Genomic DNA, 11,855 nt, shown 5'->3' on the forward strand with positions numbered 1-11,855 from the left:
GGCGTCGAACGGATCCGTTCGACGCCCGCCCCTCACGGCTTCGGTCGTCCCTCACGCCTTCGGCGTCGGAGGTCAGTGCGCGCCCAGGCCGCCGCTGCCGAAACCGCCGCTGCTCTTCCCGCTCCAGCGCGGCCGCTTCTTGTCCGCACTCGGCCGGGTCCCCTGGTTGCCGTGCACCTCGTAGGGTGTCAGCCGACGGTCGCTCTGGGGGATCTCGTCCGGTTCGCGGTTCAACTGCTCCTCCCGGACAGGGCCGCCCTCGGGGAGCCGGGGCTGCTCGTCGGGGCGCGGCCGACGCGGCTCGCGGGCGCGTACGCGGGCGCCCAGCCAGAGGGCGCCGATGAGCATGGCCACCACCACGACGCCTGCCAGGAACGGTGCGATACCACCCAGTACGCTTCGTTCTGCGGCTATATCAGTCCATTCCATGTTCATAAGGGATGAATACCCCCAATCGGTCGAGTGAACCGGCCCGCTTCGAACGGCTCATGGCCGAGTGCCCTGTCCGGTGGCCCGGAAACGGAACCCCCGGAACCGCGTCTGCGGCCGTGCGTGGCCGTTCCCGGCGCCCGGTGTTTGGCGCGGTGGGCTCCGGCTACCCGCCCGTGGTGACCACGACGACGACATCCCAGCAGGAACTCATCCGATTCCTCGAGGACCGCTTCGCGTGTGCGCAGGCGTGCACCGAGTGTGCGCGGGAGTGCGCGCTGCGAGCGAGCCTCGTCGACCCCGACGGGCCCGAGGCCGAGGAGAAGACGCGCCGCAAGGGGATCATGTGCGCGGAGGTGTGCGACGCCACGTGCAGGGCGCTCTCCGACGAGGCCAACCTCGACGAGGCGGGCATCCGCCTCCAGGTGGAGTGGTGCCGCACCGTCGCCCTGGAGTGCGCGCGCGCCTTCGACGATTCCCCCGGCGCCCAGGACGGGGCCAAGGCCTGCCGCGAGTGCGCCCAGGCCTGCACGGACTTCCTGGCCACCCTGCGCTGAGCCTCGGGCGCCGGAAAAGGCCCGCGCTCCCGCTGTTCCCAATTACTGGAACACGTTCTAGCGTGTGCGCCGTCAGGTCCGCCGTGGGGAGCCTGGAGGCGCCGTGCACCTCGAATACACGCCCGAGCAGCAGCGGCTGCGCACCGAACTGCGCGCCTACTTCACCGAGTTGGTTCCGGAGGGCGCCTACACCCGCCATGCCGACCCGGCCGCGCAGAAGCGTTTCTACCGCGCGACCATCCGCCGGCTCGGCGCCGACGGCTGGCTCGGCGTGGGCTGGCCGAAGGAGTACGGCGGACGCGGCCTGACCGCGATCGAACAGTTCATCTTCTTCGACGAGGCCGCCCAGGCGGGCGTTCCGCTCCCCCTGATGGCGCTCAACACGGTCGGCCCGACGATCATGCAGTTCGGCACCGAGGAACAGAAGGCGTACTTCCTGCCGCGGATCCTCTCCGGCGAGCTGGACTTCGCCATCGGGTACAGCGAACCCGACGCCGGCACGGACCTGGCCTCGCTGAAGACGCGCGCGGTCCGCGACGGCGACCACTACGTGGTCGACGGCCAGAAGATCTGGACGACCAACGGTGACACGGCCGACTGGGTGTGGCTGGCGGTCCGCACCGACCCCGACGCCCCGCCCCACAAGGGCATCACGATGCTCCTCGTCCCGACCACGGAACCCGGCTACTCCTGCACGCTCATCAACACCCTCGCCTCGCACGACACCACCGCCAGCTACTACGAGAACATCCGTGTCCCCGTCTCCCGCCGCGTCGGCGAGGAGAACAAGGGCTGGCGGCTGATCACCAACCAGCTCAACCACGAGCGCGTCACCCTCGCCGCCCACGGCACCATGGCCATCCGCTCCCTGCACAACGTCCAGCGCTGGGCCATGGAGACCAAGCTCGCCGACGGCCGCCGCGTCATCGACCTGCCCTGGGTCCGCCGCCGCCTCGCCCAGACCCACACCAGGCTCGACGCCCTCAAACTCCTCAACTGGCGCATGGTCAGCGCCCTGCAGGAAGGCACCCTCACCCCGCAGGACGCCTCCGCCGTGAAGGTCTACGGCTCCGAGGCCCGCCGCGACGCCTACGCCTGGCTCATGGAGATCGTCGCCGCCGCCGGCGCCCTCAAGGAGGGTTCCGCCGGCACCGTCCTGCACGGCGAACTCGAACGCGGCTACCGCTCGGCCGTCATCTTCACCTTCGGCGGCGGCAACAACGAGATCCAGCGCGAGATCATCTCGTGGATCGGCCTCGGAATGCCCAGGGTGCGGCGCTAGGTGTATTGATCACGAGCCTGTGGACCTGACGGCGGTGCCCCCCGCGTCATGTTCAAGGGGATGGGGCCGGCCACGTGGGCCGGGTCCGGTGTCGGGCCCTTGTCGATCTCGTCCGCCGCGTAGGTGAAGAAGACGTGGAGCGCGTTGATCAGCAGCATGGGCTCGTCGAGGCACCCGAGGCAGAGGGCCTTGATGTTCCAGGAGCACATGGGAGGCCGGGCCCTCGTGGACCCGGCCCCGGACAGTGAGGTCACGCGTGCCCCGTGGGGCGTGGGTCGTCGTGGGGCTGCGGCGGGACGGGCCGGTTGTTCAGGTCCACCGACAGGAGGATGTCGTTCGCGACGGGGTTGCGGATCTCCTCGGCGAGCTGGCCGATGAGTCCGGCCGTGCGGGCGAGCAGGGCGAAGGCGCGGAGCAGGTCCAGCGGAAGACCGAGGTCGGCGAGTGCGGCACCGCAGACCCCGGCGCCGTTGAGCGGCAGGGTGCTGTCCAGCACCTGGGGGTGGACCCGGCCGATGGCCGCGAACAGCGACAGGTGCGTGCCGAACAGCCCTTCCTCCGTGGCGAGTTGGAACAGCCTCGGAGTGCGGGGGTCACCTTGTTTGTGGACGTGGTGTCCGAGGCCGGGGATGAGCTCCCGGGCCTCTCTTCGGGAGCGTACGGTGGCCAGGGCGAGTTCGTCCCAGCCGGCCTCGTCGGTCGGGTGGCCGTTCTCCAGCGTTGACAGGGCGTCATGCAGGAAGCGGCCGCAGTCCTCGGTCACGCCGAGGAAGCGGGAGCCGCCGCCGAGAAGCCCTGCGGCGATGGCTCCCTGTATCGAGTCGGGGGCGACTCGTGATGAACACCGGCGTGCCCGGGATGCCGTCCGACATGTCGGCTCCGAATCCGGCCGTCGGAGAGCCGTCGACGTGAAAACTCAGGCGCGCTCGAAGGTGAGGAGGAACTCGATGTCTCCCTCGTCCTCCACCGCGATCCCGCCGAAGTTGGGTGCGTCGATGCCGTGGTCGGCGAAGGTGACCGGAATGGAGCCGTTGACCCGGAAGCCGTCGGCGGTGCGCTGGGCGTCGAGGTCGAAGGAGACGGGATTGGTCTCGCCGTGGACGGTCAGCTCGCCCGTGGCCTCGGCGCTGACCTGCTCGCCCACCTTCGGCGTCGACCCGAAGTCGACGGGCTCGGTGAGCTCGAAGGTGGCCTCGGGGTACCGCTCGGTGTTCATGACCCGGCCGCGGAACTGGCCGTCGCGCTGGTCGGAGTCGCTCTTCACCGAGGCCAGGTCGACGGTGAAGGATCCGCTGACGGCCCGGTTGCCCTCGATCTCCAGCTCGCCGGTGACCTCCTCGGTGCGGCCCACTGCCGTGACGTTCTGGCCGAAGAGGACCTCGTCTACCCGGTAACCGGCCTGCGAGCCGCTGCCCACCCGCCAGGCGCCCTCGACACCCTCCTGCCCGGCCTGCTCCCCGGAACCTGAGGAACTGCCGGAGGAGTCTGAGCCTGGCGGGTCGTCGAGCGAGAGGGCGGCCGGTGGCTTGTCCTGGACGTAGTTGATGTAGACGTAGGGGCCCGCCGTGCCCAGCACGGCGGCGGTTGCCGCACCGGCGATGAGCCAGCGCTTCCAGTGCCTGCGGATACTGCCTGCCATCGTGTCTCCCTAAGTATTTGAGGATTTCAACTGAAGTTTCAAGTATGTGGTCGAGGGTCGGCCTGGGCGGAAGGGCTGCTACGGGTGTCCGCGGGCTCAGTCGTGGTCGGCGAGCGGCGTGAGGTCAGTCCAGGAGCTGCTCGGAGAGCGGCCAGAGTCGCTCGGCCACCACCGGGTCCAGGGCGTGCGGCGCGACCCCGGTGTTGGTGCCCGGCTGGTGCGGTGGGGCCTCGTCGCAGTCCTCGAAGTACCGGCCGCTGATGCCATCGAGCAAGGGTGAGGCGGCCAGCAGGACGGAGGTCGCGGCGCCCTGTTCGACCGATTTGAAAGACATCTCGGGCAGGGGCGTTCCCTTACCGAGGAGGGCTTGCAGGTGGGTCATGAACAGGCCCATCCGTGCTTCGTCCATGTAGCGCCCCAGGTCGAAACCCCGAGCAGTCGATCCAGCACCCTGTCGCTCCCACGTCACCAGCGTCGGCCGGTCAGGACTGACGGTGGATCACCGGCTCAGGTTCTCGAACAACACCATGCCGGCCGCCGTGTTGGACGCGGGTACGTGGTAGGTCTCGTGCACGCGTCGGATCCGTGGCCCCAACGCACCGCGCATGATCAGCCACATGATGAGTTCGATGCCCTCGGAGCCGGCCTCGCGGATGTACTGCTCGCGCGTCAGTGCGGCCAGCTTCACAGGGTCGTGCTCGATGGCGTCCAGGAACATTCGGTCGAAGTCCTGGTTTATCAGTCCCGCGCGGGCGCCCGCGAGCTGGTGAGACATGCCGCCCGTACCGAAGACTGCGACCTTGAGGTCCTCGGGGAAGGACCGGATCGCCTCGCCGAGCGCGTGGCCGAGGGCCAGGCACCGTGCGGCGGTCGGCTGCGGGTACTGGATGACGTTCACCAGGAGGGGCACCACCGCGCAGGGCCAGCGTTCGCCGGGATCGGGGCAGTACACCGACAGGGGAACGGTCAGGCCGTGGTCGACGTCGAGTTCCTGATAGACGGTGAGGTCGAAGGAGGCGTCGATCAGGCTGTTGACCAGGTGGTCGGAGAACTCGGGAGCGCCCGTGACCGCGGGCACCGGGCGGCTGCCCCATCCCTCGTCCGCCACCCGGTACGACTCCGCCGTTCCGAGCGCGAAGGTCGGCGTGACGCTCATGTCCACGGCGTTGGCGTGGTCGTTGTAGACGATGACCGCGATGTCGGGCGTGTGCCGGGCCATCCACTCCCGGGCCGGCGCGTATCCGTCGAACAGCGGCTTCCAGTAGGGGTCCTCGGTCTTCCCGCGGTCCATGGCCGCACCGATCGACGGCACGTGCGAGGTGGCCAGACCCCATATCACCTCAGCCAAAGCTCCGCCCTCCCGCTTTCAATGCCTGCGCGAACTCCTCGGTGGTCATGCCGGTGAACACCCCGCCGAGGTACTGCATGGATCTCTGGTCGACCATGGCGAGCTTGAAGACGTAGAAGATGGAGCCGCCCAGCTCCATCATCCGGTTCCAGTCCCGTCGCAGGACGGCGTCCCGCTGCTGGACCGTGAGTCCGTATGTCTCGCAGTACGCCGCTTCGTCGGCTTGGAACTTCTCCCGGTTCTCGGCCTCCTTGAGGGAACCGCAGAGCCGGTTGAGGGCCCGGGCGCGTCGACTTTCCGCGGCGTCGAAGACATAGGTGCCTGGGACCTGGGGTGTGATGCCGTTCATTCGTTCCTCTCCTCTCCCGTGGTGTCGCCGGTCAGTGCAGGAGCCCGCCGCCGTCGCAGACGAGTGTCTGGCCGGTGACCATGACCGCGTCGGGGGACGCGAGATAGGAGACGAGGCCGGCGAAGTGCTCCGGGGTGACGAACTCCTCGATCGCCTGTCGGCGCATGGTCGCGGCGAACACCTCGTCGTCGGAGTGCGCCCGGGTGCCCGGAGTGGCCACCTGCGCGGGTGCCACCGCGTTGACGGTGATCCGGTGCTCGCCCAGCTCGCGGGCCATCACCCGGGTCATGCCGATGAGTGCGCCCTTGCTGGCCACGTAGGCGATCTGGCCCGGCGCTCCCGTGAAGAAGGTGCGGGACGCGACATTGATCACCCGCCCTCGACACGGGCTTGCGCTCAGCCAGGGCACACAGGCCTGCACCATGAGCAGCGGGCCGACGGCGTTGACGGCGAAGAACCGGTGCAGTTCCTCCGGGGTCGTCTCCAGCAGTGGTGCCCGGCCGGAGAGCGATCCCGCGTTGTTGACGAGTACATCGATCCGGCCACCGCCGTACGTCTCGGCGATCTCCGTCACGGCCTGGCGGGTCGCGGCCGGATCTGTGACGTCGCAACGCCAGGCCCGGACACCCGGAGTCGGGTCCGTGTCGTCGGTCTCGGCGATGTCCAGGGCGGCGACCGTGAAACCGTCCTCGGCCAGTCTGCGGGCGACGGCGAGCCCCAGGCCACCGGCGGCACCTGTGACCACCGCGACCCGTGGGCTTCGACCGTCAGGGCACACGGTCATGGCGCCTTCTCCTGTGGATGGGTGGCGAGCGCCTCGACGGTGATGTCCATCCATTTCCACATGGGCAGGGAGACCAGAGCGTCGTGCAGTTCCGCCGGATCGGCTGCTTCGTACAGGCCGATGGTCGCGTTGCGGCCCGGAACCCGCCACAGCCGCTTGAGGATTCCCGACTCCCTGAGCTGCATGGCCCGTTCGCGCTCGCCCTTGCGCAGGCTCTCGCGTACGTCGTCAGGTGTGTCGGGGGGCAGCGTGTTCTCGGTACGGACGAGGAATTCCATGGGGCGTTCCTTCACGGGTCAGGCTGCCGCGATCTCCAGCAGCAGTTCGGCCAGTCGGCCCGGGGCGGTGACCATGGCCTCGTGGCCGGTGGCGATCTCGTGGACCGGCCAGCCACGGGCGGCGGCACGCTCGGCGTGCGGGGTGAACACCCGCATCCAGTCGGTGCACTCGATGAAGGCGCCGGGTACCTGGTCGGCCTTCCCGGTGAGACGGAGGGGTTCGGTGTAGGTCAGCCAGGGGTGTGGGGTCAGCCGGGGGCCGAGCCAGTCCAGGTCCGCCTGTTCCTCGACACCCAGCACACTCAGCGAGCGCACCGGGATGAGCCAGCCGAAGCCGGGGCCGGCCACGGACTCCCGGTAGTGCCCGGCGATGCGTTCGGGAAGGAGGTCGATCGCCGCGTCCGTGTCGTCGCCGACGAAGGCGTCGAGGTGCACGCGCCGGGCCAGCCGGTCGGGGATCCGGTCCGCGACCCCGGTGACGACCTGGCCGGCGTAGCTGTGCCCGACGAGGACGACGTCCCGGGCGTCGTGGGCCTCGATCAGCGCCACGACGTCCTGGATGTGGGTGCTGAGCCCGACCTGCGGGCTGAGCAGATGGGCACGGTCGCTCACCCCGGTCAGCGTGGGGGAGTGCACCTCGTGCCCGGCCGCACGCAGCAGCGGTGTGACGTGCTGCCACACCCATCCGCCGTGCCAGGCTCCGTGGAGCAGTACGAAGACGGGGCGGCCGCTCATACGGACGCCCTGCTGTGAGGGATGCGGGCGCCCTGCTGTGCGCGCTGTTCGCGGGCGAGCATCTTCGCCACCGCACGGCGTCCGCGGAGTGCGGCGAGGTCGGACTTGATGCTGGACTCGGCGGTGCCGCCCGGATCGGTGGCGTACATGATCTCCTGCGCCTCCAGGGCGTCGACGTCCTCCTGCATCACGGCGAGTTGCTGCTCGTGCTGGAACTTCGTGAGCTCCTGGTCGTCGATGAGGTAGTCGCGTCCCAGTGCGTAGAAGTCGTGCGTCTCGTTGCCGCGCCCCGGTGTCATCCCGTAGAGCACCTTCATGTGGAAGCCGTCCGGCTCCTCGGTGCCGGTGGCCGCGACGCGGATGTTGAGGACGAAGATGCCCGGAGGGTAGAAGTCGCCGTCCTGCCAACGGTCCACAGGAGAGGTCAGTCCGCAGGACTTCTCGTAGAACGGAGGGGCCTCGATGCCGATCATGCGTCGGCTGAAGCCGACCCGGTCGCCGTCCACGGTCACGTCGATCGGGGTCGCGGCGACGGCGGCGTTGCCGATGCTCGTCGGATGCAGGAACGTCTCATGGGTGAGGTCGAGCAGGTTCTCCAGGAGCAGCATGTGCCGTGCCTTCAGCGGGACGACGCCGTGAACATGGGTCCAGTTCGGGTCGGTCAGCCACGAGGTGTCGGGCAGCAGGCTCTCGTCGGCCAGTTCGGGGTCTCCGGGCCAGATCCATAGGGCACCGTCCCGCTCGACCAGGGGAAACCGGCGCAGTGCCGCCTTGGGCCGGTCGGCCTGCTCGGCGACCCCGACGCACACGCCCTGGCCGTCGAAGCGGTAACCGTGGTAGTCGCACTGGAGGGTTCCCTCGTCGTCCAAGTGGCCCAGGGACAACGGGTACTTGCGGTGGGGGCAGCGGTCCTCGACGGCCGTGACGGTCTGGTCGGGCAGCCGGTAGAAGCAGACGGGGATGTCCGTGATCCAGCGCTGCTTGAGTGTTCGGCCGATCTCGTCGGACCAGGCTCCCAGGTACCAGCCGTTGCGCACGTGCTGTGTCAATGTCATCGCGGGTCCTTTCTTCGGGGTCGGCCGTCCGGCTCGGGGGTGTGCCGGGTCGGTGATGGGTACTGAGGTGTACCGGTCCGCTTGCGACCGACAAGGACGCTGTCCGGACCGAGTCGGGGGTGTCAGAGATCCAGGACGAGGCGTCCGCCGCGCGCCCGGGAGACGCAGATCAGCATCGTGTCGTTCGCGGCGCGCTCGTCCTCGGTGAGCAGTGAGTCGCGGTGGTCGACCTCGCCCTCCAGGACGGAGGTCTCGCACGATCCGCAGATGCCTTCCTCGCAGGAGGACAGGACAGGGACGCCCGCCTGCTCCACGGCCTTGAGGACCGACAGGCCGGGCGGCACGGTCACTGTGGTCCCGGACGCCCGCAGTTCCACCTCGATCGGCTGCTCGGCCATGTCGTCGGCGGGCTGTCGGACGGCCGCCGCGGCGAACCGCTCGATGTTCAGCGCACCGGTCGGCCAGTCGGCGCAGTGCGCTTCGACCGCGTCGACGAGCCCTGCGGGACCGCAGCAGTACACCAGGGTGGACGGGTCGGGATCACCGAGGAAGCCGGCGAGGTCGAGCAGTCCGTGCTTGTCCTGCGGCCGCACCGTCACGCGCTCGCCGTGGCCCTCCAGTTCGGGCAGGAACGCCATGGAGGAGCGTGTGCGGCCACCGTAGAGCAGGGACCACTCGGCGCCGACCGCCGTGGCCTCGGCGATCATCGGGAGCAGCGGGGTGATGCCGATGCCGCCGCCGACGAACAGGTATCGGGTGGCGGGCCGCAACGGGAAGTTGTTGCGCGGGCCGCGCACCCGAAGTTCGCCGCCCTCCTCGACGTGGTCGTGGATCCACTGCGATCCGCCGCGCCCGTCGGGCTCCCGGAGCACCGCGACACGCCAGTGAGCCGTGTCTCCCACCGGGCCGCACAGCGAGTACTGCCGGGTGGCGCCCGTGGGCAGGACGACGTCGATGTGCGCGCCCGGCTGCCAGACCGGCAGCGGTTCGCCCGAGCTCGCCGCGAGCTCCAGCGACACCACGTCGTCCGCCACCGCCTGCCGGGCCAGCACCGTGACGGTGCCTTCGACCTCGGTGCCGCGCCGGGTCCCGGACGGCGTTCCGGCCGCGGCGGAACCGAGAGGATGCGTGTCCGGGGCGGTGGCTGAAGGGCTCGTCACGTTCGTCATCTCCTCGGTACGGTCGGCAGGGCGGGCCGCCCGGTGTCGGTGGCGGCGCGATCGACGCTAGCCACCGCAGGATGCCCAGGTCATCGCTCGAATGACCGGACCGGGGCGGCGTATGGTCGTGGCCCGGACTACGTCATCCGTCGCGCGGGCCGGGCATGTCGTCGTCCCTGCGTGCCCGCGGGGCCTGGTCGAGGTGGATCCGCACCTGGCGGTCGTCCTCGTTCCAGAGGGCTTCCACGACGGCGTGCAGCCGTTCGACGTCGATGCGCCACATCACCACGCCGTAACGGTCGTCGCGTGTGAGTGCGTCCTCGGGGACGGCCTCGGCCAACAGACTCCGGGGGGCGTACGTTCCGGCCGTTCCGTGCACCCGGTCGGTTTCGTCCGTGAACTGCACGTACAGGGACGTGTCGAGGAAGGGAACCCAGACGTGTGTGGCCGCGCGGGCACCCGTCGCGTTGTGCGCCGTCATGCCAGGACACCCGTCGTCTGCGGGTAGAGCCGCACGTACGCCTCTCCCATGGTTCCGTGCGCGAGGCCGAGGTTGGGTCCGGCGTTGCGCTTCAGCTGAACGCCGCGCCGCTTGGCGAGGTCGGTGTAGTAGTCCCACATGTGCTGCTGTGCGGCCAGGCACTCCATGGCCTTGCGCTTCTTGTCGAAGACGGGGGTGATGTCCAGCAGGACGTTCGGCTTGAAGTCGCACTGCTCCGGCTGGTGCGGCTCGAAGAAGAACACCGGGGGAGCGCCGAGCGGTTCACCTGGCGCGTCGTAACCGACCGCCTGGGCGAGCACGCGTGCCTGGAGCGCCATACGGGCGGCGGCCGGATGGTCGCCGTTGTAGGGGTCCGTGAGGGTGTGAGTGAGGACGACCGCGGGATCCACCTCCCGGTACACGTGCACGATGCGGTCCACCAACTCCTGGGTCTCCAGCAGCGGGTAGTCCCCGGCGTCCAGGAACTCGATCTCCGCACCCAGCGCGGCCGCGGCGTTCGTGGCCTCGGTGCGGCGGAGTTCCTTGATCTCGTCCAGGCGCAGGCCGTCCCGCCAGGCACGGGCGGACTCGCCGCGCTCGCCGAAGCTCAGGCACAGCACCTTCGCGCGCTGACCGCGTTCGGCGGCCAAGGCGATGGCGCCGCCGGCCCGCCAGACGAAGTCGCCCGCGTGCGCGCTGATCACCAGCAGCGCGCCTTCGGACGTAGGGGAGGTGTCGTGGCTCATCAGGACTCCTTGGGTCGAGTGGGGTGGGTGGGTGAGCAGAGGGGAAGGCGCGTGGGCCCCGGATGTGCGCCGGAGACGGCCCGGATCGCTGTCGGTGTGCCGGGGCGGAGAACTCGGATGTCGGCCGAACTCCCATGTGCTCGCACGGACTTGACCGATGGTGCGACGAAATGGATCAGACAGGCTGGTGTCGCCATATATCCAACTTTGTTATTGACAAGGGGGTTTTGTTCATGAATTCTCCTGACATCAACCCTGAGCATTCCGGAGGAGACATGCGCGACCGCCACGTCGTTGTGAGGAACATCGCCCGGCCCGCTGCCGACGTCGTCGCCCGGCTCGCCGAGGCGGGGGTGTCGACGGTCCACGAAGCCATCGGCCGCCGCGGCTTCGCGGGGACCGGTCTGCTGCCGAATCAGCGAAACGTGCGTGTGGCGGGTCCCGCGGTGACGGTCAGCTCCCACCCGGGGGACAACCTGATGATCCACGCCGCCGTAGAGGTCTGCCGGCCCGGGGACGTCCTGGTGGTGACGACCACCTCGCCGTCCACGGACGGCATGTTCGGCGAGCTGCTGGCGACCTCCCTGGCCACCCGGGGCGTCATCGGCCTGGTCACGGGAGCCGGTGTCCGCGACACCGCCGAGCTGCGGGGCATGGGCTTCCACGTCTGGGCGCGGTCGGTGTCCGCGCAGGGCACGGTGAAGGCGTCCCCGGGATCGGTCAACGTGCCCGTGGCACTCGGCGGAGTGAACGTTTCCCCTGGTGATGTCGTCGTCGCCGACGACGACGGCGTGGTCGTCGTGCCCCTCGCGGAGGCGGAGGAGGCAGCCGAGCTCGCGGAGAAGCGGATCGCCAAGGAGGCGGCCACCCGCGAGGTCCTGCGCTCCGGGACTCTGGGTGTCGACTATTACCAACTGCGCGCCAAGCTGGCCGACCTGGGTGTCGTCTATCAGGACTGACCGCACGCCCGCGCCCCCGCTGCTGTGCCGCCGGAGCTCGCGCTGCCGGCGGC

Annotated in this window: 17 protein-coding genes; 3 read left to right on the forward strand and 14 right to left on the reverse strand. The window is 69.6% G+C overall.

Annotated features, from left to right (window positions below):
* Positions 1 to 72: 72 nt before the first annotated feature.
* On the reverse strand, positions 73 to 435 hold the full coding sequence (locus tag ACFU5F_RS40635) for a DUF6479 family protein (protein ID WP_383898490.1): 363 nt from the start codon (positions 433 to 435) through the stop codon (positions 73 to 75).
* A gap of 173 nt (positions 436 to 608) precedes the next feature.
* Between ACFU5F_RS40635 and ACFU5F_RS40640 the strand changes: the two genes are divergently transcribed.
* Both ACFU5F_RS40640 and ACFU5F_RS40645 read left to right on the forward strand, forming a co-directional pair.
* The gene (locus ACFU5F_RS40640) at positions 609 to 986 is read left to right on the forward strand and encodes a ferredoxin (protein WP_383898492.1); all 378 of its coding nucleotides are present in this window, start codon (positions 609 to 611) and stop codon (positions 984 to 986) included.
* 103 nt (positions 987 to 1,089) lie between these two features.
* Positions 1,090 to 2,268 (forward strand): acyl-CoA dehydrogenase family protein, encoded by a 1,179-nt coding sequence (locus ACFU5F_RS40645; RefSeq protein ID WP_383898494.1) that lies wholly within the window; start codon positions 1,090 to 1,092, stop codon positions 2,266 to 2,268.
* Here ACFU5F_RS40645 and ACFU5F_RS40650 read toward each other — a convergent pair.
* The 13 genes from ACFU5F_RS40650 to ACFU5F_RS40710 all read right to left on the reverse strand — a co-directional run bounded on the left by ACFU5F_RS40650 (position 2,265) and on the right by ACFU5F_RS40710 (position 10,843).
* Positions 2,265 to 2,477, reverse strand: a complete 213-nt coding sequence (locus ACFU5F_RS40650; RefSeq protein WP_383898496.1) for a hypothetical protein — start codon at positions 2,475 to 2,477, stop codon at positions 2,265 to 2,267. The two genes, ACFU5F_RS40645 and ACFU5F_RS40650, sit on opposite strands and share 4 nt — an antisense overlap.
* Positions 2,478 to 2,518: 41 nt before the next feature.
* On the reverse strand, positions 2,519 to 3,031 hold the full coding sequence (locus ACFU5F_RS40655) for a citrate/2-methylcitrate synthase (RefSeq protein ID WP_383898498.1): 513 nt from the start codon (positions 3,029 to 3,031) through the stop codon (positions 2,519 to 2,521).
* 153 nt (positions 3,032 to 3,184) lie between these two features.
* A complete protein-coding gene (locus ACFU5F_RS40660; protein WP_383898500.1) occupies positions 3,185 to 3,907 on the reverse strand; it encodes a YceI family protein in 723 nt (240 codons plus the stop codon).
* Between the two features lie 124 nt (positions 3,908 to 4,031).
* Entirely contained in the window at positions 4,032 to 4,316 is a 285-nt protein-coding gene (locus ACFU5F_RS40665; RefSeq protein WP_383898502.1) for a hypothetical protein, read from the reverse strand.
* A gap of 90 nt (positions 4,317 to 4,406) precedes the next feature.
* A complete protein-coding gene (locus ACFU5F_RS40670; RefSeq protein WP_383898518.1) occupies positions 4,407 to 5,246 on the reverse strand; it encodes a class III extradiol dioxygenase subunit beta in 840 nt (279 codons plus the stop codon).
* A gap of 1 nt (position 5,247) precedes the next feature.
* Positions 5,248 to 5,604, reverse strand: coding sequence for a protocatechuate 4,5-dioxygenase subunit alpha (ligA, locus tag ACFU5F_RS40675; RefSeq protein WP_037692013.1), 357 nt, complete (start codon positions 5,602 to 5,604; stop codon positions 5,248 to 5,250).
* Between the two features lie 31 nt (positions 5,605 to 5,635).
* A complete protein-coding gene (locus ACFU5F_RS40680) occupies positions 5,636 to 6,388 on the reverse strand; it encodes an SDR family NAD(P)-dependent oxidoreductase (RefSeq protein ID WP_383898504.1) in 753 nt (250 codons plus the stop codon).
* Positions 6,385 to 6,666 (reverse strand): muconolactone Delta-isomerase family protein, encoded by a 282-nt coding sequence (locus ACFU5F_RS40685; RefSeq protein WP_037692017.1) that lies wholly within the window; start codon positions 6,664 to 6,666, stop codon positions 6,385 to 6,387. The genes ACFU5F_RS40680 and ACFU5F_RS40685 overlap by 4 nt, the downstream gene beginning before the upstream one ends.
* An 18-nt stretch (positions 6,667 to 6,684) precedes the next feature.
* Positions 6,685 to 7,401, reverse strand: a complete 717-nt coding sequence (locus ACFU5F_RS40690; protein ID WP_383898506.1) for an alpha/beta fold hydrolase — start codon at positions 7,399 to 7,401, stop codon at positions 6,685 to 6,687.
* Complete coding sequence (locus ACFU5F_RS40695) at positions 7,398 to 8,456, reverse strand: Rieske 2Fe-2S domain-containing protein (RefSeq protein WP_383898508.1); 1,059 nt, start codon at positions 8,454 to 8,456, stop codon at positions 7,398 to 7,400. Before ACFU5F_RS40695 ends, ACFU5F_RS40690 begins: the two co-directional genes overlap by 4 nt.
* Positions 8,457 to 8,578: 122 nt before the next feature.
* On the reverse strand, positions 8,579 to 9,616 hold the full coding sequence (locus ACFU5F_RS40700; RefSeq protein WP_383898510.1) for a PDR/VanB family oxidoreductase: 1,038 nt from the start codon (positions 9,614 to 9,616) through the stop codon (positions 8,579 to 8,581).
* Positions 9,617 to 9,758: 142 nt separating this feature from the next.
* Positions 9,759 to 10,097 (reverse strand): hypothetical protein, encoded by a 339-nt coding sequence (locus ACFU5F_RS40705; RefSeq protein WP_383898512.1) that lies wholly within the window; start codon positions 10,095 to 10,097, stop codon positions 9,759 to 9,761.
* Positions 10,094 to 10,843, reverse strand: a complete 750-nt coding sequence (locus ACFU5F_RS40710; protein ID WP_383898514.1) for a PIG-L deacetylase family protein — start codon at positions 10,841 to 10,843, stop codon at positions 10,094 to 10,096. The genes ACFU5F_RS40705 and ACFU5F_RS40710 overlap by 4 nt, the downstream gene beginning before the upstream one ends.
* A gap of 275 nt (positions 10,844 to 11,118) precedes the next feature.
* On the opposite strand from ACFU5F_RS40710, the gene ACFU5F_RS40715 reads away from it, so the two are divergent.
* Positions 11,119 to 11,802: a 4-carboxy-4-hydroxy-2-oxoadipate aldolase/oxaloacetate decarboxylase gene (locus tag ACFU5F_RS40715; RefSeq protein WP_383898516.1), complete on the forward strand. Its 684-nt coding sequence runs from the start codon at positions 11,119 to 11,121 to the stop codon at positions 11,800 to 11,802.
* Positions 11,803 to 11,855: the final 53 nt, after the last annotated feature.

The sequence above is a fragment of the Streptomyces sp. NPDC057438 genome (assembly GCF_042802995.1).
In the GTDB taxonomy this organism is placed as follows: Bacteria; Actinomycetota; Actinomycetes; order Streptomycetales; family Streptomycetaceae; genus Streptomyces.

Coding starts and splice junctions, on each gene's coding strand:
- ACFU5F_RS40715 (WP_383898516.1), top strand. CDS start 11,119: ATGCGCGACCGCCACGTCGTTGTGAGGAACATCGCCCGGCCCGCTGCC.
- ACFU5F_RS40665 (WP_383898502.1), bottom strand. CDS start 4,316: ATGGACGAAGCACGGATGGGCCTGTTCATGACCCACCTGCAAGCCCTC.
- ACFU5F_RS40710 (WP_383898514.1), bottom strand. CDS start 10,843: ATGAGCCACGACACCTCCCCTACGTCCGAAGGCGCGCTGCTGGTGATC.
- ACFU5F_RS40635 (WP_383898490.1), bottom strand. CDS start 435: ATGAACATGGAATGGACTGATATAGCCGCAGAACGAAGCGTACTGGGT.
- ACFU5F_RS40685 (WP_037692017.1), bottom strand. CDS start 6,666: ATGGAATTCCTCGTCCGTACCGAGAACACGCTGCCCCCCGACACACCT.
- ACFU5F_RS40690 (WP_383898506.1), bottom strand. CDS start 7,401: ATGAGCGGCCGCCCCGTCTTCGTACTGCTCCACGGAGCCTGGCACGGC.
- ligA (WP_037692013.1), bottom strand. CDS start 5,604: ATGAACGGCATCACACCCCAGGTCCCAGGCACCTATGTCTTCGACGCC.
- ACFU5F_RS40660 (WP_383898500.1), bottom strand. CDS start 3,907: ATGGCAGGCAGTATCCGCAGGCACTGGAAGCGCTGGCTCATCGCCGGT.
- ACFU5F_RS40650 (WP_383898496.1), bottom strand. CDS start 2,477: ATGTGCTCCTGGAACATCAAGGCCCTCTGCCTCGGGTGCCTCGACGAG.
- ACFU5F_RS40705 (WP_383898512.1), bottom strand. CDS start 10,097: ATGACGGCGCACAACGCGACGGGTGCCCGCGCGGCCACACACGTCTGG.
- ACFU5F_RS40680 (WP_383898504.1), bottom strand. CDS start 6,388: ATGACCGTGTGCCCTGACGGTCGAAGCCCACGGGTCGCGGTGGTCACA.
- ACFU5F_RS40695 (WP_383898508.1), bottom strand. CDS start 8,456: ATGACATTGACACAGCACGTGCGCAACGGCTGGTACCTGGGAGCCTGG.